This window comes from Bradyrhizobium sp. AZCC 2289, from assembly GCF_036924615.1.
GTDB lineage: Bacteria > Pseudomonadota > Alphaproteobacteria > Rhizobiales > Xanthobacteraceae > Bradyrhizobium.
The window spans coordinates 7,361,839-7,379,394 of the sequence record NZ_JAZHRY010000001.1 but is presented as its reverse complement, the minus strand read 5'-3'; the positions used below and the strand labels follow the sequence as shown (position 1 = coordinate 7,379,394).

Genomic DNA, 17,556 nt, shown 5'->3' with positions numbered 1-17,556 from the left:
GCCGTCTCGAAGCATCGGGCAAGATTTGTCGCGCGGCCATCCTTCGAGACGCCCGCGAAGACGCGGGCTCCTCAGGATGAGGTCGGAGTAGTAGAAGCTTACGAAAACGCCTGGATACCGGTGATCGCGCGGCCCAGAATCAGCGCGTGGACGTCGTGGGTGCCTTCATAGGTATTCACGGTTTCCAAATTCGCGGTGTGGCGCATCACGTGATATTCGATCTGGATGCCGTTGCCGCCATGCATGTCGCGGGCGACGCGCGCGATGTCGAGCGCCTTGCCGCAATTGTTGCGCTTGACGATCGAGATCATTTCCGGCGCCATCTTGCCTTCGTCCATCAGGCGGCCGACGCGCAATGAGGCCTGCAGGGCGAGCGCGATCTCGGTCTGCATGTCCGCGAGCTTCTTCTGCACCAGCTGTGTCGCCGCCAGCGGCCGGTTGAACTGCTTGCGGTCGAGCGTGTATTGCCGGGCGCGGTGCATGCAGTCCTCGGCGGCGCCCATCGCACCCCAGGAAATGCCGTAGCGGGCGCGGTTGAGACAGCCGAACGGTCCCTTCAGGCCGGAGACGTTGGGCAATAGTGCTTCTTCCGGCACCACCACGCCATCCATCACGATCTCGCCGGTGATCGAGGCCCGCAGCGAGAGCTTGCCGCCGATCTTCGGCGCCGACAGGCCCTTCATGCCCTTTTCGAGGATGAAGCCGCGGATCTGGTTGTCATGCGCGGCCGATTTCGCCCACACCACGAACACGTCGGCGATCGGCGCGTTGGAAATCCACATCTTGCTGCCGGTCAGCCGGTAGCCGTCGGATACCTTCTCGGCGCGGGTCTTCATGCCGCCGGGGTCGGAACCGGCATCCGGCTCGGTCAGGCCGAAGCAGCCAACCCACTCGCCGGTGGCCAGTTTCGGCAAATATTTCTTGCGCTGGTTCTCATCGCCATAGGCGTAGATCGGATGCATCACCAGCGACGACTGCACCGAATTCATCGAGCGGTAGCCGGAATCGACGCGCTCGATCTCGCGGGCCACGAGGCCATAGGCGACGTAGCTGGCATTGGCGCAGCCATATTCTTCCGGCAGCGTGATGCCGATCAGGCCAAGCTCGCCCATCTCGTTGAAAATCTCGCGATCGGTCTTTTCTTCCAGATAGGCTTTGGTGATGCGCGGCAGCAATTTATCCTGCGCGTAGGCGCGCGCGGTGTCGCGGATCATGCGTTCGTCTTCGGTCAACTGCTCGTCGAGCAGGAACGGATCGTCCCACTGAAAGCTCGCGGTAGTCGGCTTGTCCTTGGTCTGAGGGCGCACGCTCATGAAAATCCCTTTCGCATCACTGTCCTCATGGAATTGCTGGCCAAATTAATGCGCTATCGGCGGAAGCGCAATTGAATTGGGTGCTCTGTCATTCCGGGGCGATGCGAAGCATCGAACCCGGAATCTCGAGATTCCGGGTTCGCATCTTCGATGCGCCCCGGAATGACTACGTTCATTCCTCGAGCCGCTCGTTGGACACGATCTCGATGCCGAAACCGGACAGTCCCTTGTAGTCGTGCACCGACGACGTCAGATGCCGGATCGAGGTGACGCCGAGGTCGCGCAGGATTTGCGCCCCGACACCGACTTCGCGCCACTGCCGGTTGCGATCGGCCTCCGCGGATTTCTGTTCGCCCACCGGCTCGACCGGAACCCCGGCGGCGCCGTCGCGCAGATACACCAGCACGCCGCGGCCGGCATCCTTGAAATGCCGCAGCACGATCTGCATCCGCGCCTGGCCGGTGAAGAGGTCCTTTACGATATTGGGCTTGTGCAGCCGCGTCAGCACGTTCTTGCCGTCGCCGATGCCGTTATAGACGAACGCGGCGTGCGCGATTTCATCGAACGGCGAACGATAGGCATAGCCCTGCAACGGGCCGATCGGGCTATCCGTCGTAAAGGTCGCGACCCGCTCGATCAGTTTTTCGCGCGCCTGGCGATAGGCGATCATGTCAGCGATCGTGACGTGCTTGAGCATGTGGGTGGCGGCGAAGCGCGCAACCTGCTCGCCCTTCATCACGGTGCCGTCGTCGTTCATCAACTCGGAGATGACGCCGACCGGCGGCAGGCCGGAGAGCTTGCAGAGATCGACGGCCGCTTCGGTGTGGCCGGAGCGCAGCAGCACGCCGCCGTCGCGGGCGATCAGCGGGAAGATGTGGCCGGGCCGCGCAAAATCATTGGCGCCGGCATTGGGATTGGCGAGCGCGCGGCAGCAGGAGGCGCGTTCGTCGGCGGAAATGCCGGTGCCGCCATCGGGCTTGTAGTCGATTGAAACCGTAAACGCGGTGGTGTGACTGGATTCGTTATGCGCCACCATCGGATCGAGCCGCAGCCGGCGCGCATCGTCGGTGGTGATCGGCGCACAGACAATGCCGGACGTGTGGCGGATAATGAACGCCATCTTCTCGGCCGTGCACAGCGAAGCCGCGACGATCAAATCGCCCTCGCCTTCCCGGTCGTCATCATCGGTGACGACGACGAGTTCGCCGCGGGCAAAGGCTTGCAGAACTTCCTGGATCGTATCGGCCATTTTGTTCGGATCTCTCCCTTTTCAGGAAGTGCATTAGCCGGACTCGGAACCCCGCGCCAGCGTCAATACGCAGGGCAGAACGTCGCTGACGGGGCGCCGCAGAACGGCATGCTACGGGCGGGCCCGGACAGGAAAAATCATTGACGAGGTCCGGTTACAATCGCCATGGTCGCATGCCATAAAAAGCAAGAAGCGGGCGCCGGAAACAGACCGTAGGCGTTTTTCACGGAATTTTCCACCTGTCATGCGGGATGTGAGGGGCAAACCAGCGATGTGTCACAGCCGCATAACGGGCTTCTTTCTCGCGATTCTGGTCAGTCTGCCGATCCTGCATTCGCCCCGCGCCGCGGCGGAGACCTCCGGCACGATCGAGCAGAATTTTGCCGGATCGCTTACCGCGGTGCCCGCCGATAACCTCGCCGTTTCCGGTTCATTTTACGTGCCGGTCTATTCCAGCGTGTCGATGAGCCAGGGCAAGCTGCGGGCGGATTTTTCGGTCACGCTCAGCGTCCACAACGCCTCGGAAACCAGGCCGCTGGTGCTGAAGCGGATCGCCTATTTCGACACATCCGGCAAGGTGGTGGAAAGCTACCTCAAGACACCGATCGCGCTCAAGCCGTTCGCGACGATCGAGGTTGCCATCGCCGCCACGGACGTCCGCGGCGGCACCGGCGCCAATTTCGTGGTCGACTGGGCCGCGACGGCCGAGATCGCGGAGCCCGCCGTGGAAGCGCTGATGGTCGGCGGCGTCGGCGCCGGGCATTATGCCTTCATCAGCCAGGGGCGGCCGATCCGGATCGTCGGGAAGAACTAGACTGCAAGAAGGCGGCGCAGACCGCTTTCTCAACGAAAACAAAACGGGAGTGAATGTTCATGTCTACCGCCGCACGTTTCGATTTCGCGCCCCTGCTTCCGGCGGGGTTGCCCGCGCCCGCGGCGCGATGGACCGGACTGGCAAAGTACAGCTTTGTCGGCGGTAACAACGACCCCGATCAGGTTCCGGTCGATGGCCTGGTCGACGCGGTCACTGCCGTGCTCAGGCGCGAAGGCAAGGCCCTCGCGACCTACAACCTCGCCCACGGTCCGCAGGGCTATCTTCCCCTGCGCGAATTCCTGACCAAAAAACTCAAGCGCGATGCCGGGATCGACTGCAGCGCCGACGACATCCTGATCGTCTCGGGCTCGCTGCAGGCGCTCGACCTCGTCAACCAGACGCTGCTGGCGCGCGGCGATACCGTGCTGATCGAGCAGGAGACCTATCAGGGTTCGCTGAACCGGCTGACGCGGCTTGGCGTCAACGCGGTCGGCATTCCGCTCGACGATCAGGGCATGCGGATGGATGCGCTGGCGGCAGCATTGGCCGACCACAAAAGCCGCGGCATCACACCGAAATACATCTACACCATCCCGACCGTGCAGAACCCGACGGGCAGCATCCTGCCGGAGACGCGGCGCGCCGAGATGCTAAGGCTGTCGCAACAATACGGCGTGCCGATCTTCGAAGACGATTGCTACGCCGATCTGATCTGGAACGGCCAGCGCCCGCCCGCGATCTACGCCATGGCCAGGAACGGCGGCGTCATCCATATCGGCTCGTTTTCCAAATCGATCGCACCGGCGCTGCGGGTCGGTTTCATCGTGGCGCCCTGGGAGATGATGTCGCGGATGCTGGCGCTGAAAACCGACGCCGGAAGTGGCGCGCTGGAGCAGATGGTGCTGGCGGAATATTGCGCGCCGCACTTTTCCACCCATGTGCCGAAACTGACACGCGGCCTGCGCGCCAAACTCGACACGCTGATGGAGGCGCTGAACGAGCAGTTCGGCACCTCGGCCGAGTTCGAGGCGCCTGCGGGCGGCATCTTCCTGTGGGTGAAGCTTCCGGACAATGTCGATACGCTAAAACTCTATCAGGCGGCGCTCGCCGCCGGCGTCTCCATCAACCCGGGGCCGGAATGGTCAACCAACAAGGCCTATTCCGGCAGCCGGCTGCGCCTGTGCTTTGCCAGCCCCTCGCATCAGCAAATCCGCGAAGGCGTCGCCGTGCTGGCCGAAGTGTGCCGCAGGGAGTTCGGCGTGCCGGCGCGGAGCGCGAATGTAGAGAAGCAGGCCCGGGCCTGAACCATCAGGCGGCTCGCCAGACCGGTGTCCTGTAGCCGCGGGGCAGTGCTCAGAGGATTTCCTTGATGACGGAAACCGCTTCGCAACGCCGCACGGGCATCGTCCTCGTCGTCGCCGCCGCAGTGGCATGGAGCACGGCGCCATTCTTCACAAAACTGCTTCCGCTCGATTCCTGGACGATCCTGTTCTGGCGCGGGCTGTTCGGCGGCGGCCTGATCGCGGCCGTCCTGGTGCTGACGCAGGGCCGGGCCGACCTCAAGGACCTGCTGCGGATGGGAAAGGGCGGCTGGCTGGTCGCCTCGCTCTCGACGCTGGGCATGGTGTGCTTCATTCCCGCCCTGCAACTCACCAGCGTATCGAATGTCGCGATCATTATCGCAACCGGCCCCTTCGTCGCCGCGGCATTCGCCTGGATATGGTTGCGGGAGGCCGCGCGCTGGCAAACCATGGTGGCCAGCCTCGTGGCGCTCTGCGGCGTTGCCATCATCGTCGGCAATACAAGCGCCAGTTCCGATTTGCTCGGGATCGCCCTGGCCTGCCTCATGACGACGGCGATCGCAGCGATGACCGTCACCATCCGGACGTACAAGCACACGCCGATGGTGGCTGCGGCGGCATTGTCGAACTTTCTCGGCAGCGTTGTCAGCATTCCCTTCGCGCATGCGATTACCGGCGTAACGGGAAACAACCTGTTCGTGCTGGCGATGTTCGGATTCTTTCAGGTCGCGCTGGGGCTGACGCTGTTCATCCTGGGCTCGCGCAGGCTGCCGTCCGGACAGGCGACGTTGATCGGCACGCTGGAAACCCCGCTGATGCCGTTTTGGGTATGGCTGGCGTTTGCCGAGGTCCCCGCGCCCCGGGTTCTCATCGGCGGCGCGCTGGTGATGGGTGCGGTCGTCGCCGACATAATCGGCGATATCAGCGCGCAGCGGCGAATGGCCGGCGGATCAAATCATCCGGAGACGTGAAACTCGACATTGACTCGCAAAGCTGCTCCGCGGCATCGTCGAAACCGGACCAGCCGAGCGCCGCGAACAGCATCCCATCGAAGCCTTTCCTATCCGCAGCGAAACACGAGCGCGATCCGCAGCAGCCGCACGATCGATACATTGCCTTTGCCGGCTTCGATCTGCGCCACATAGCGTTCCGACAGGCCCGACCTCTGCGCCAGCTCCCGGCGCGACATGCTGCGCAGCGCACGCATTTCGCGCACGCGCCCGCCCAGCTACCTCAGGAACTCGGTTTCGTGCGACAGCAGCCCGTCGAGCCCATGCAGGGGTGCCCGCACAGGACGCTCCGGCGGAGCCTCCACCCGGGATCGGCTTTCGCTGCTTGCCACGCGCAACCCTTTGGCTTTGGCCATGGTCGCCATGCGCGCGGGTCGCCGCATTGATGCGGATCAAATGACGGGCCGGGCCGGCGAAAGATCGCGGGGCCCCGCCGATACAAGGCTGCCGCGCTACCGCGAGAAGCTGACGATCTCGACCCAGTTGGGGTTCTTGCCAACCGGATATTCCCTGAGCTTGGTGAGCTTGCCGGTCGCCTTGTCGATCGCGTAGCTCGTCATGCTGTGGGACAATTGGCCGACCGACAGCAAATAGCGGCCGGTAGGGTCGATGTTGAAGCTGCGCGGCTGTTTTTCGGTCGGGTAGGAATCGATTGATGTCAGCATTCCCGTTTTGGGATCGACGCCGAAGGCCGCAAGCGTGCTGGTGGTGCGCTCGGAGGCGTAGAGAAATCTGCCATCCGGCGTGAGGTGGATATCCGCCGCCCACGGCTTGCCGTCAAATCCCTTCGGCAACGCCGTCGTGACCTGGACTTCCTTCTTCAGGGTGCCGGTCTTGGCGTCCCACGGGAAAACGTAGATCGACGCGTCAAGCTCATCGACCAGATAGACGAACTTCCTGTTCGGCGAAAACACCAGATGACGCGCGCCTGCCTTGGCCTTGATGCTTACGCTCGGCGGATCGTTGGGGGTCAGCTTTCCGGTCCTGGCGTCGAATTTCTCCTGGTAGACGAGGTCGCCGCCGAGGCTGGTGTGCAGCACGTAACGGTTCGACGGATCGGCCATGATGCAATGCGCATTCGGATCCGTCGGCATGATCTGCAGCGCCGGCTGCACCACGCCGTCCTTCCCGATCGGATTGACCGTGACCTTGTTGCCGCCATAGGAAGCGCTGAACAGATATTTTCCGCTGCGGTCGGTCGCGATATACGCCATGGAGTCGGCCAGCGGACCGGGGCCCACCGCTGTCAGCTTGCCGGTCCTGGCGTCGATCGCAAACGTCACGACGGAATAGGGCTCGTTGCGCAAACCGGCATAGAGGCGCTTCTTGTCGGGACTGACCGCAAGCGGCAGCGAGCTGCCGGGTTTGGCAGGGCCCGGCACCGCCGCTGTTTCAACCGGCGTCAGATCGCCGCTCGATTTGAGTTCGAGAACGCTGATGTCCTGACTATCGGCATTTCCGACATACACGAACGTGGCAGCATTCGCAGCCGACATGAAGCCTCCCGTCCCCAATAGAGCCGCCACACCAAATACCAGATTCAGATTCACGCGCGTTCGCATAGCGTCTCCCGCTTTATGCCGACTGTCTGATTGCTGGCGCGATCGAAGCGCTACCTACCTCACCGCGAACGGCGATTGATAGGGTCGGCCGAACGGCACGCCGTTGATCACGGTCTGCACCGGCTTCAACAGAACCTTGCCGTCGCGCTTGTTGTTGCGGGTGTCGACGAAAGTGACCGGCCCCTCCACCACATCCAGGATCGCGACATCGCCAGGTGCTCCCAACTGCAGGGTACCGATCTTCGGCGCGCGGTTGATGATTTTGGCGGGCGCTGAGGTTGCCATCGTCACCACCTGCTCCAGCGTAAAGCCCATCGCCATGAATTTGCTCATCACGTTGGGCAGATAGGGCATGCCGGGCGAATTGCCGGAGAAGACGTGGATGTCGGAGGAGATTGTGTCGGGCGTGCAGCCGGCGGGGATCGCGACTTCCGCTACCGTAAAGTCAAAACTGCCGCCGCCATGGCCGACGTCAAAAATTACGCCGCGCTGCTTGGCGGCAAGCGCGGCCGGCAACAGCCTCCCGTCCTGCACGATGTTGGTGAAGGCACCCGCGTTGTTGGGCGCGCCGGAATAGGCGTGGGTCAGGACGTCGCCCGGCCGCAACAGGTCGAGAATATCCGACATCAGCGCGCCGGTCTCGACGCCGCCGATATGCACCATCATCTTGGCCGGCCAGCCGCACATTTCGCAGGCCTGGATGCCGCGCTTCAACGGCTCGAGGCCATGCTTGTAGATTACGTTCTCCGACATCCGCACCTTGACGCCGATCAGGAAATCCGGATTTTCCGCTAGCGCCATGGCGCAGGCTTCGACCTGCGCGTTGTCGATATTGTAGAGCTCGGCGATCGGGAAGGCCGACAGGCCGTTATTGGCGATATGGACGAAGGCGTAAATCCGCGCGCGCGACTGCGCCACGATGTAGCGGCGCAGCGCCGCCAGATTGTTGACGCCGGCGTCGCCCGCCGACACCACCGTAGTCGTGCCCTGAAACTGCACCAATTCGTCGGCGGGAATGCCGATCGCGGAGCCATAGGGATAGACGTGGCAGTGCAGATCGATCAGGCCCGGCGTCACGAGCTTGCCCGCGGCGTCGATGGTCTTCGAGGCGCGGACGGCCGGGATCTCGTTCTCGATCGCCTCGATCACGCCCCAGCGAATGCCGATGTCGCGTTTGCCCCGCAGCGACTGGCTGGGATCGAGCACGTCGCCGCCCTTGATCACGAGGTCGAATTTGTCGTTCGGACCCATCGCGGCGTTGGCGCCTCCGGTGAGTGCGGCGGCCGCGGCCGATCCTGTCAGGCTCAGAAAATGACGGCGAGAAAACCCGGTCATGGCAGCGCTCCCCCTGATGTATTTTTATCCGATGATGATGCGCCGGGGACCGGCTTTGCGCAAGTTGCCGGCGGAAGATCGACGAGCTGGTGTATCAGGCGATCATCGATTGGCGCTTTCCGTCATGGCCGGGCTTGTCCCGGCCATCCACGTCCTTGCTTCCGGGCAACACAAAGAACGTGGATGCCCGGCACAAGGCCAGGCATGACGAACAGAGAGTTTGATGATCGCTTGCTGAATCAGGCTCTCAGGATGACGAGGATAATGCCGAACGTTGCTGAACATCTGTTCAGAATTCTCTTCGGGTTCCCGAGGAACGTTCGCATCGATGCGCAGTTTAATCAGCTCAACCGAGGAGAACATCATGAAGAAGTTTGGATATGTTTTAGCCGCGCTTGGCGCGATCGCCATTGCGGCGCCGTCGATTGCAAGCGCCGAAACCATCGTGGTGAAGCGCGGCGGCTATCATCACGGCTACGGCGCGCGTGCCGAATATCGCGAGCACCGCGACAACGGCTGGCATCGCGGATGGCGTCATGATCATGACCGGGTCACGGTCATCAAGCGGCATCGCGACTACTGAGACCGACACGCCTGAACGGAAAATGGCCCCTCGCGGGGCCATTTTCTTTGCGCACGACTAAAACGACTAAAGCGTCTCAGCTGTAAATCTCAAACAGCCCTGCGCCGCCCTGACCGCCACCGATGCACATGGTGACGACGCCCCACTTGGCCTTGCGCCGACGGCCCTCTTGCAGGATGTGGCCGGTGAGCCGTGCGCCGGTCATGCCGAAGGGATGACCGATCGCGATCGAACCGCCATTGACGTTGTACTTCTCGGGATCGATGCCGAGCTGGTCGCGCGAATAGAGACACTGGCTGGCGAACGCCTCATTGAGCTCCCAGAGATCGATGTCGTCGACCTTGAGGCCGTGGCGCTTCAGCAGCTTCGGCACGGCGTAGATCGGGCCGATGCCCATCTCGTCCGGCTCGCAGCCCGCCGCCGCCCAGGCGACGAAGCGGCCGAGCGGATTGAGGCCGCGCTTCTCCGCGTCCTTGGCTTCCATCAGCACGACGGCGGCCGCGCCGTCCGACAACTGGCTGGCGTTGCCGGCGGTGACGAATTTGCCGGGGCCCTTCACCGGCTCGAGTTTTGCCAAGCCTTGCATCGTGGTGTCCGGCCGGTTGCACTCGTCCTTGTCGACGACATAGTCGACGATGCTTTCCGCCTTCGTCGCCTTGTCGACCACCTTCATTTTGGTCTTCATCGGGACGATTTCGTCCTTGAACTTGTTGGCCTGCTGGGCGGCGGCCATGCGGCGCTGCGATTCCAGCGAGTACTCGTCCTGGTATTCGCGGCTGAGCTTGTAACGCTCGGCGACGATATCGGCGGTGTCGATCATCGCCATGAAGATGTCGGGCGCCGCTTTCAGCAGGTCCGGATCGATCGATTCCTTCGGCGAACCACCGCCCGGGATCGAGATGCTTTCGACGCCGCCGGCCACGATGCAATCGGCGCCGTCCGAGCGGATCGAGTTGGCAGCCATCGCAATGGTCTGCAGGCCCGAGGAGCAGAAGCGGTTGACCGAGACGCCGGCGGTGGATTTCGGCATGCCGGCGAGCAGCGCGGCCTGACGGCCGATATTGGGCGCGCCATGCGCGCAATTGCCGAGATAGCAGTCCTCGACATAGTCCTTGTCGACGCCGGCGCGCTCGACGGCGTGCTTGATGGCGTGGGCCGCCATCGACATCGGCGGGGTGATGTTGAACCCGCCGCGGCCGGACTTTGCCAGTCCGGTACGTGCATAGGAAACGATAACGGCTTCACGCATTTCTTGACCTCCCTTGGATGTGGCCCAGTATGGACGGAACCACAGCCGGTGTGTAGCTAAAACCTGAATTTCGGCGGGCGGAAAAAGAAGGAATCGCCCTCAATCCCACGCCGGCGCGAAGCCCGGATTTACACAGCGTTTGCCCTTCGGCAACCCCGCAATCGCCTTGCGATCCGCGTCATCGAGTTTCAGCTTCAGCGCGTCGAGGTTGGCCTGCTGGCTCTCTGGCCGCGACGCCTTGGGGATCGCGGCGGTGCCATCCTGGTCGAGCAGCCATTTCAGCGCCACCTGCGCGGCGCTGGCATTGTGCTTAGCGCCGATTGCGGCCAGCGCCTCGTCCGAGGCCGCGCGGCCCTGCGCCAGCGGGCAATAGGCCACCAGCGGGATCGATTTGGCGGCGAGATATTTCCGCAGCGGCGTCTGGTCCAGCATCACGTGATATTCGACCTGGTTGCAGGCGATCGGCGCCTTGATGTCCTCGACGACCGTCTTCAAGAGCGCGATGTTGAAATTGGCGACGCCGATGGCGCGGGTGCGGCCCTCCTGCTGCAGCTTCATCAGGGTTTCGAAAATCGCCGGCAGGTTCATGTTCTTCGACGGCCAATGCACGAGATAGAGATCGACCTGATCGAGCCCAAGCTTTTTCAAGGAGACGTCGAACGCCCGGCGGATCGCTTCCGGCGCCAGATTCTCGTTCCAGACCTTTGTCGTGATATGCAAATCCTTGCGGGCGACGCCGGAGGCTGCGAGCGCAGCCCCAATGGCGTCCTCGTTGCCGTACATCTCGGCGGTGTCGATATGACGATAGCCGAGCCCCAGCGCGCTCTCGACCGCGGCGCGGCAGGCATCGCCCTGCATGCGAAAGGTGCCGAGCCCGAGCCTGGGCACGCTGATGCCCTGAGTTTGCAGATGTTCCATGGGTTACTCCTGAAGACGTCAAAACACCCGCATGCGCAGCGAAAGCCACGTGAACGGGGTATTTCATTGAGGGGGACAAGCCGCTAATGGATAGAATGCCGGCAAGGCGGCGTGCAAATCAAGATAAGGTCAGCATAGCGATGGTCAGGGCGATGCGAGAGTGGTTGGAATCGCATGAATTGCCGGCGATCATTCTCGGCGTGGCCGGCACGCTGCTGTTGCTGTCCACGCTGCTGGTCGTGGGCGGCTACTGGCTGGTGACGCCCACCAAAACGTCAAGCGAAAGCGCCGCTCAGATATGCTGCGCCAGCATCTGACCGGGCCGCGCGTCCGGCCGCGGCTCGATATCGACCGACCATAGGTCGCGGTTGTCGACATCCTTCAGGGTCACGGTCATGATCTCGCTCTCGCCGTCGATATCGACGCGGCCGAAGAACTGCAGCCCGAAACAGGGCGCGAGATTCTCGCCCTGCTCGGCCGTGCAGCCCTTCTGGAACATCGCCTTCGGGCCAAACGTGTTGTCGAGCTCGCCGGGCGCCCAGGTTCCGGCATGCAAGGGACCTGAGACGAATTCCCAGAACGGCTCGAAATTCTGGAACACCGCGCGGTTCGGATCGTAATGATGCGCGGCCGTATAATGCATGTCGGCGGTCAGCCACACCGTGTTGCGGATGCCGGCGCGCTGCATGAATGACAGCAAATCGGCGATCTCGCATTCGCGCCGCCGCGGCGGGCCGTCGCCGAGCGCGATGGCGTCTTCGCTGACCAGCCCGATCGGCAAATCAGCCGCGATCACCTTCCAGGTCGCGTCGGACGCCGCGAGTTCGCGTTTCAGCCAGGCCAGTTGCGCAGGTCCGAGAATAAAGGTTTCGCTCTTGTCGTCGCGCTTGTTCCAGGTGGAATCGCGGTAGCTGCGCATGTCGATCAGGAACACGTCGAGCAGCGGGCCATAGGCGACCTTGCGATAGACCCGGCCATCCCGCTCGGGCATGGCGCGCATCGGCATGAATTCGTGGAACGCGCGGCGGGCGCGCGCCACCAGATTTGAGGTGCCGTCCTCGGCATAGCCGGTCTCGTCGGCAGAGCCGACCGGCGACCAGTCGTTGGTCACCTCATGGTCGTCCCATTGCGCCAGCATCGGCACCTCGGCATGGAAGGCGCGCAAATTGTCGTCGAGCCAGTTGTATTTGTAGTTGCCGCGGAACTGCGCCAGGCTGTGGGCGACCACGGATTTTTCTTCGGTGACGATGTTGCGCCAGACCGCGCCGTTCGGCAGCTTCAATTCGGACGGTACCGGACAATCGGCATAGATGTGATCGCCGGAATGAATGAAGAAGTCCGGGCGATTGTCGCGCATGGTGCAATAGGTTCGCAAGCCGCCGCGCGCGGGATCGATGCCCCAGCCCTGGCCCAAGGTATCACCCGACCAGACGAACGAGACCGAACCTTGCTTCGTCGGCGCGGTGCGAAAATGCCCGGTCTGGGTCTCGCCCGATATCCCGCGCGTGTCGATGCTTTCAAACCGCACCCGATAAAAGATATCCTGCCCGGACGGCAGGCCGTCGAGCAGCAGTTTTGCGGTGAAGTCGCTGTCCGGCAAGGCATCGGCGGAGCCGGTGCGCAGGATGCTCGCAAAACTTTCGACGGTCGAACATTCCACCTGCATCCGCGCCGGCCGGTCGGCCCGCGCCCAGATCACCGCTGATTCCGCCGAGACGTCGCCGGATTGAATCCCGCAACCGATGCCCGGACGATCCGCCGCACGGCTGAGATAAGGCTTTGCAACTCCCCCCAATCCGGCCAGCGCGACCGTCGACGCCGAACGGACCAACAGCTGACGTCGCGTCAGGCCCTGCTTCGCGCGTATCGCAATCGTCATTGAGCCACCTTCGTCGAATCACGACGAAAGATGCCCGCTCAACTTGACTCCCGACTTACGGTTTTACGACAGATGGATGACTCGCAGCGAAGACGAAAGCCTTACCGCTGCCAGTTGCAGATACCGCCGGACCTGCACGGCCAGGTCTGGATCCGCGTATCGCGCGCCTGCGCATCGAGCGGATTGCTGTGCCGCTTCGCAAGCTTGACGCGGGCCGCGCCGCGCGAATGTTCGTTGACGCGCGCCGCGCCGCGCGGATGCTCGACGTGCGCAACCGTCACCTTGGTCGTGCGGACGATCTTGCGATCGGCGCTCAGTTCGCCGCGCGCTCCGTCGCGGCGCTCGGCCTTGGCTTCGACCGGAACCGGCGCGAATTCGGTATCCGGGCCGAGACGCTTCGGCGACAATACCGCCTTGGAGAGGTCGAGGCCGAGGAACTCATCGGGACGGTAGTCATCAGCCATCGCCAGGCCGCTCAAAGCCAAAAGCCCGGTACAAAGCGCGACGGCAAAAGTGCTTTTCAGGACCATCTGCGGCCTCCTGAAATGACTAAAACTCCAACAGGCATCATGTAGGGAGCCGGCCCGGCAATTCCAGCCGATCCTGCCGGCAAGGTTACCGGTGAACTATGCCATCAGCGGGTGAAACCGGCCCTATTCGGCGGCTTCCGCGGCGACCGGCTGCCCGAGGGCGCTTTCGAGCCGCGCGCATTCCTGGCGATAGCGCGCAACATTGGCTTCCTTGACGTGGCCATAGCCGCGCACCTGCTCCACCGCTTTCGCCAGCGCCACCAGCCGTAGCCAGTCGATCGGCTTCTTGCCATCGAGATGCCCGAGGATCATCGCCGAATACTCGCCCGGCAGCGCCCGCTCCATCCGGCGCTCGGCGGTGTAACCGAAGATGTCGAACGCCCTGCCGCGCAGCGACTTGAGGCGCGCCAGCATCTTGAACGCGCCGAATACCCACGGACCGAATTCGCGCTTGCGCAGATGTCCCGTGGTCTTGTCGCGTTGCGCCAACAGCGGCGGCGCCAGGCTGACCTTGACGCCGGGGTTGCCGTCGAACTGCTCCTTCAGCGCCTTTGCGAATTCGCCGTCGGTATAAAGCCGCGCCACCTCATATTCGTCCTTGTAGGCCATCAGCTTGAACAGGCCTTTGGCAAACGTCTCGGTCAGTTCATGCGATCCGGGCGCGGCCAACAGTTCGGCGGCGCGAACGCGCTCGACCTGCGCGAGATAGCGAGCCGAATAGGCCTCGTCCTGGTAGTCGGCGAGGAATTTTACGCGGAAGGCGATCGCCTCATCAAGCGTCCGCTTGACCGGCGCCGCCCCCGAATTCTTGAAGCGCGCGGCGCTGACCACGCGTTGCAGATCGTGCGCGGCGAGCCGGCCCCACGAGAACGCCAGCCTGTTCATCTCGATCGCGGCGCCATTGAGCTCGATCGCCTTCATGATTGCTTCCAGCGACAGCGGAATGGTACCGCGCTGGAACGCAAAGCCGAGCATGAAGGAATTGGTGGCGATGCTGTCGCCCATCAGCGCAGTGGCAAGGCCAGTGGCGTCGAGGATGTCGAGATCGGACGCGCTGACGGCCTCGTTGAGCGAATTGCGCATCGTGCCGGCTTCGAAATCGATGTCGGGATTCATCACGAAGCTGGCGGTCGGCAGCAGATCGACATTGACGATCGCCCGCGTGACGCCGCGCTCGGCCCGGCTCAGCGCCGGAATACTGGTGGCGACGACGATGTCGCAGCCGAGGATGAGGTTGGCGCCGCCCGGCGCAATACGGACGGTGGCGAGATCGTCCGGCGATGGCGCGATGCGGACGTGGCTCATGACCGCGCCGTTCTTCTGCGACAAGCCGGTGAAGTCGAGCGTCGAGCAGGCCTTGCCGTCGACATGGGCGGCCATGCCGAGCAGCGCGCCGATGGTGATGACGCCGGTGCCGCCGATACCGGTGACCAGGATATTGAACGCGCCATCCAGCGCCGGCACCGAAGGCAGCGGCAAATCGGCGAACAGCGCCGACGGATCGGCCGCGGTGCGGTCGGCCTTGCGCAGCTTGCCGCCATGCACGGTGACGAAGCTCGGGCAGAAACCCTCGATGCAGGAAAAATCCTTGTTGCAGTTCGATTGATCAATCCGCCGCTTGCGGCCGAGCTCGGTCTCCAGCGGCTGCACCGAGACGCAGTTGGAGGCTACCGAGCAGTCGCCGCAGCCTTCGCAGACGCGCTCGTTGATAAAGACGCGCTTTTGCGGATCCGGATAGAGCCCGCGCTTGCGGCGCCGGCGCTTTTCGGCCGCGCAGGTCTGGTCGTAGATCAGGACCGAGAGACCCTTGACGTCGCGCAATTCCTTCTGCACGGCATCAAGGTCACGGCGGTGATGCACGGTGGCGCCGGCCGGAAAATAATTCGCCGGATATTTCTCGGGCTCGTCGGAGACAATAGCCAGGCGCTTCGCGCCCTCGGCCGAAACCTGATGCGCGATTTGCGACACCGTCAAGCCGCCCTCGGCGGGCTGGCCGCCGGTCATCGCAACCGCGTCGTTGTAGAGGATCTTGTAGGTGATGTTGACGCCGGCGGCTGCAGCGGCGCGCAGCGCCAGCAGGCCCGAATGGGTGTAGGTGCCGTCGCCGAGATTCTGAAACACGTGCTGTTCGCTGGTGAACGGCGCCTGGCCGATCCAGGTGACGCCCTCCGCGCCCATATGCGAGATCGTCGCGGTCCGGCGGCTCGGCACCGAGAGCGCCATGCCGTGACAACCGATGCCGGCCATCGCGCGGCTGCCCTCGGGCACCTTTGTCGAGGTGTTGTGCGGGCAACCCGAGCAGAAATACGGGGTGCGCTGCAGCTTTGCCGCGCCGACCGCATCGGCGGGCCGGTCGAACGCCTCAAGCTTGGCAAGGCGCTGTTCCAGCGCGGGGCTGCGATGCCCGAGCTTGCGCAACCGCGCAACAACCGCAGCAGCTACCATCGTCGGCGTCAACTCGCCTTCGCTCGGCAGCAGAGGCGCGCCGGTCTCGTCGCGCTTGCCGACGACGGACGGGCGTCTTGAAGCGTCAACGTTGTAAAGAATACGAAGGAGCTGATCTTCGATAAAACCGCGCTTCTCCTCGACCACGAGCACGTCCTGCAGGCCCTCGGCAAAGGCACGGGCGCCGGCCTGCTCCAGCGGCCAGGTCAGCGCCACCTTGTAGATGCGCACCCCCAGCGCCTGCGCTTCCGCATCGGATATGCCGAGATCGGCCAGCGCCTGCCGCAGATCGAGATAGGCCTTGCCGGTCGCCATGATGCCGAGCCGCGCCGGCTTCGAATCGAGCACGATCCGGTCGAAGCGATTGACGCGCGTGAAGGCCGCGACCGCGTTCATCTTCGGGCCGTGCAGCCGGCGCTCCTGATCGAGCGGCGCATCGGGCCAGCGGATACTGAACCCGCCCGGCGGCATCTCGAAATCGTCGGGCAGGATGATCTTGATGCGGTCCGGGTCGCTGACGATCGAGGCCGAGCTTTCCACCGTCTCGGAGATCGCCTTGAAGCCGACCCAGCAGCTGGAATAACGCGACAGCGCAAAGCCAAGGATGCCGAGATCGAGATAATCCTGCAGCGTGGCGGGATTGACCACCGGCATCAGCGCCGCCGCAAACACCTGTTCGCTCTGATGGGCGAGCGTCGAGGACTGACAACCATGGTCGTCGCCGGCCAGCGCAATCACGCCGCCATTGGGCGAGGTGCCGGCCGAGTTGGCGTGCTTGAGCGCATCGACGGAGCGGTCGACGCCGGGTCCCTTGCCGTACCAGATGCCGAACACGCCATCGACCCTGGCGCCGGGAAACATTCCGACCTGCTGGCTGCCCCACACCGCGGTCGCCGCCAGATCCTCGTTGAGGCCCGGCGCGAATTCGATGTCGTGCTCTTTGAGGAAGGACTTTGCACGCCACAGCGCGTGATCGTACATGCCGAGCGGCGAGCCGCGATAGCCGGAGATGAAACCTGCGGTGTTGAGACCCTGCGCGCGGTCGCGTTCGCGCTGCAGCATCGGCAACCGGACCAGCGCCTGCGTACCGGACAAAAATATGCGCTTCGCATCCAGCCGGTACTTGTCGTCCAGCCCAACTTCCATCAACGCCATTGCCTATTCCCCGTCCGCATCAGCCGTTTCGTTTCTTGCCGGTTGTTCGAACCGGTCTCGTTCGGAAACAGAATGCACCGGTTTTGCTATGCGTGCACAGCTTCATTCCATGGCTGCAGGGCATATCTCGGTGCGCGCGGAGTCCGGCAATGGCTCTTGCCGAAACCACGCATCTTTGAAACGCTGGCGGTAAAGGGAGAGACCCAAGGAAAG

16 protein-coding genes are annotated in these 17,556 nt (G+C 63.4%); 5 read left to right on the top strand and 11 right to left on the bottom strand.

The window, feature by feature from the left end; all coding sequences use genetic code 11:
- Nucleotides 1–98: 98 nt before the first annotated feature.
- Both V1289_RS35060 and ribB read right to left on the bottom strand, forming a co-directional pair.
- On the bottom strand, nt 99–1,313 hold the full coding sequence (locus tag V1289_RS35060) for an acyl-CoA dehydrogenase (RefSeq protein WP_074279823.1): 1,215 nt from the start codon (nt 1,311–1,313) through the stop codon (nt 99–101).
- Nucleotides 1,314–1,485: 172 nt separating this feature from the next.
- Nucleotides 1,486–2,562, bottom strand: a complete 1,077-nt coding sequence (ribB, locus tag V1289_RS35055; protein WP_334403010.1) for a 3,4-dihydroxy-2-butanone-4-phosphate synthase — start codon at nt 2,560–2,562, stop codon at nt 1,486–1,488.
- Nucleotides 2,563–2,833: 271 nt separating this feature from the next.
- On the opposite strand from ribB, the gene V1289_RS35050 reads away from it, so the two are divergent.
- The 3 genes from V1289_RS35050 to V1289_RS35040 all read left to right on the top strand — a co-directional run bounded on the left by V1289_RS35050 (nt 2,834) and on the right by V1289_RS35040 (nt 5,648).
- Nucleotides 2,834–3,376: a DUF3124 domain-containing protein gene (locus tag V1289_RS35050; RefSeq protein ID WP_334403008.1), complete on the top strand. Its 543-nt coding sequence runs from the start codon at nt 2,834–2,836 to the stop codon at nt 3,374–3,376.
- Between the two features lie 59 nt (nt 3,377–3,435).
- On the top strand, nt 3,436–4,680 hold the full coding sequence (locus tag V1289_RS35045) for an aminotransferase-like domain-containing protein (RefSeq protein ID WP_334403006.1): 1,245 nt from the start codon (nt 3,436–3,438) through the stop codon (nt 4,678–4,680).
- A 65-nt stretch (nt 4,681–4,745) separates the two neighbouring features.
- The gene (locus V1289_RS35040) at nt 4,746–5,648 is read left to right on the top strand and encodes a DMT family transporter (protein ID WP_334403004.1); all 903 of its coding nucleotides are present in this window, start codon (nt 4,746–4,748) and stop codon (nt 5,646–5,648) included.
- An 89-nt stretch (nt 5,649–5,737) separates the two neighbouring features.
- Here the strand turns inward: V1289_RS35040 and V1289_RS35035 are convergent, their stop codons facing one another.
- The 4 genes from V1289_RS35035 to V1289_RS35020 all read right to left on the bottom strand — a co-directional run bounded on the left by V1289_RS35035 (nt 5,738) and on the right by V1289_RS35020 (nt 8,950).
- On the bottom strand, nt 5,738–5,905 hold the full coding sequence (locus V1289_RS35035) for a helix-turn-helix domain-containing protein (protein WP_442896214.1): 168 nt from the start codon (nt 5,903–5,905) through the stop codon (nt 5,738–5,740).
- 234 nt (nt 5,906–6,139) lie between these two features.
- On the bottom strand, nt 6,140–7,183 hold the full coding sequence (locus tag V1289_RS35030; RefSeq protein ID WP_334403003.1) for a lactonase family protein: 1,044 nt from the start codon (nt 7,181–7,183) through the stop codon (nt 6,140–6,142).
- 120 nt (nt 7,184–7,303) lie between these two features.
- Complete coding sequence (locus V1289_RS35025; RefSeq protein ID WP_334403002.1) at nt 7,304–8,584, bottom strand: amidohydrolase/deacetylase family metallohydrolase; 1,281 nt, start codon at nt 8,582–8,584, stop codon at nt 7,304–7,306.
- 102 nt (nt 8,585–8,686) lie between these two features.
- Nucleotides 8,687–8,950 carry a hypothetical protein gene (locus V1289_RS35020; protein WP_334403000.1) on the bottom strand — a complete coding sequence of 88 codons (264 nt, stop codon included), beginning with the start codon at nt 8,948–8,950 and terminating at the stop codon, nt 8,687–8,689.
- On the opposite strand from V1289_RS35020, the gene V1289_RS35015 reads away from it, so the two are divergent.
- Nucleotides 8,949–9,167, top strand: a complete 219-nt coding sequence (locus V1289_RS35015) for a hypothetical protein (RefSeq protein WP_334402997.1) — start codon at nt 8,949–8,951, stop codon at nt 9,165–9,167. The genes V1289_RS35020 and V1289_RS35015 overlap by 2 nt on opposite strands.
- 76 nt (nt 9,168–9,243) lie before the next feature.
- On the opposite strand, the gene V1289_RS35010 is transcribed toward V1289_RS35015, so the two are convergent.
- Together V1289_RS35010 and V1289_RS35005 are read right to left on the bottom strand one after the other, a co-directional pair.
- On the bottom strand, nt 9,244–10,416 hold the full coding sequence (locus V1289_RS35010; RefSeq protein WP_334402995.1) for a thiolase family protein: 1,173 nt from the start codon (nt 10,414–10,416) through the stop codon (nt 9,244–9,246).
- A gap of 99 nt (nt 10,417–10,515) precedes the next feature.
- Nucleotides 10,516–11,334 carry an aldo/keto reductase gene (locus V1289_RS35005; RefSeq protein WP_334402993.1) on the bottom strand — a complete coding sequence of 273 codons (819 nt, stop codon included), beginning with the start codon at nt 11,332–11,334 and terminating at the stop codon, nt 10,516–10,518.
- A gap of 164 nt (nt 11,335–11,498) precedes the next feature.
- Here V1289_RS35005 and V1289_RS35000 point away from each other — a divergent pair, with 164 nt between their 5' ends.
- Nucleotides 11,499–11,651: a hypothetical protein gene (locus tag V1289_RS35000; protein ID WP_334402990.1), complete on the top strand. Its 153-nt coding sequence runs from the start codon at nt 11,499–11,501 to the stop codon at nt 11,649–11,651.
- On the opposite strand, the gene V1289_RS34995 is transcribed toward V1289_RS35000, so the two are convergent.
- From V1289_RS34995 to V1289_RS34985, 3 genes are all read right to left on the bottom strand, one after another.
- On the bottom strand, nt 11,627–13,213 hold the full coding sequence (locus V1289_RS34995; protein WP_334402987.1) for an alkaline phosphatase D family protein: 1,587 nt from the start codon (nt 13,211–13,213) through the stop codon (nt 11,627–11,629). The genes V1289_RS35000 and V1289_RS34995 overlap by 25 nt on opposite strands.
- A gap of 101 nt (nt 13,214–13,314) precedes the next feature.
- Entirely contained in the window at nt 13,315–13,743 is a 429-nt protein-coding gene (locus tag V1289_RS34990; protein ID WP_334402983.1) for a hypothetical protein, read from the bottom strand.
- A gap of 123 nt (nt 13,744–13,866) precedes the next feature.
- Complete coding sequence (locus tag V1289_RS34985; RefSeq protein ID WP_334402980.1) at nt 13,867–17,343, bottom strand: indolepyruvate ferredoxin oxidoreductase family protein; 3,477 nt, start codon at nt 17,341–17,343, stop codon at nt 13,867–13,869.
- Nucleotides 17,344–17,556: the final 213 nt, after the last annotated feature.

Bases quoted from the DNA above. Each gene is read 5' to 3' on its own strand.
- V1289_RS35060 (WP_074279823.1), bottom strand. From the start codon at position 1,313: ATGAGCGTGCGCCCTCAGACCAAGGACAAGCCGACTACCGCGAGCTTT.
- ribB (WP_334403010.1), bottom strand. From the start codon at position 2,562: ATGGCCGATACGATCCAGGAAGTTCTGCAAGCCTTTGCCCGCGGCGAA.
- V1289_RS35050 (WP_334403008.1), top strand. From the start codon at position 2,834: ATGTGTCACAGCCGCATAACGGGCTTCTTTCTCGCGATTCTGGTCAGT.
- V1289_RS35045 (WP_334403006.1), top strand. From the start codon at position 3,436: ATGTCTACCGCCGCACGTTTCGATTTCGCGCCCCTGCTTCCGGCGGGG.
- V1289_RS35040 (WP_334403004.1), top strand. From the start codon at position 4,746: ATGACGGAAACCGCTTCGCAACGCCGCACGGGCATCGTCCTCGTCGTC.
- V1289_RS35030 (WP_334403003.1), bottom strand. From the start codon at position 7,183: ATGTCGGCTGCGAATGCTGCCACGTTCGTGTATGTCGGAAATGCCGAT.
- V1289_RS35025 (WP_334403002.1), bottom strand. From the start codon at position 8,584: ATGACCGGGTTTTCTCGCCGTCATTTTCTGAGCCTGACAGGATCGGCC.
- V1289_RS35015 (WP_334402997.1), top strand. From the start codon at position 8,949: ATGAAGAAGTTTGGATATGTTTTAGCCGCGCTTGGCGCGATCGCCATT.
- V1289_RS35020 (WP_334403000.1), bottom strand. From the start codon at position 8,950: ATGATGTTCTCCTCGGTTGAGCTGATTAAACTGCGCATCGATGCGAAC.
- V1289_RS35010 (WP_334402995.1), bottom strand. From the start codon at position 10,416: ATGCGTGAAGCCGTTATCGTTTCCTATGCACGTACCGGACTGGCAAAG.
- V1289_RS35005 (WP_334402993.1), bottom strand. From the start codon at position 11,334: ATGGAACATCTGCAAACTCAGGGCATCAGCGTGCCCAGGCTCGGGCTC.
- V1289_RS34995 (WP_334402987.1), bottom strand. From the start codon at position 13,213: ATGACGATTGCGATACGCGCGAAGCAGGGCCTGACGCGACGTCAGCTG.
- V1289_RS34990 (WP_334402983.1), bottom strand. From the start codon at position 13,743: ATGGTCCTGAAAAGCACTTTTGCCGTCGCGCTTTGTACCGGGCTTTTG.
- V1289_RS34985 (WP_334402980.1), bottom strand. From the start codon at position 17,343: ATGGCGTTGATGGAAGTTGGGCTGGACGACAAGTACCGGCTGGATGCG.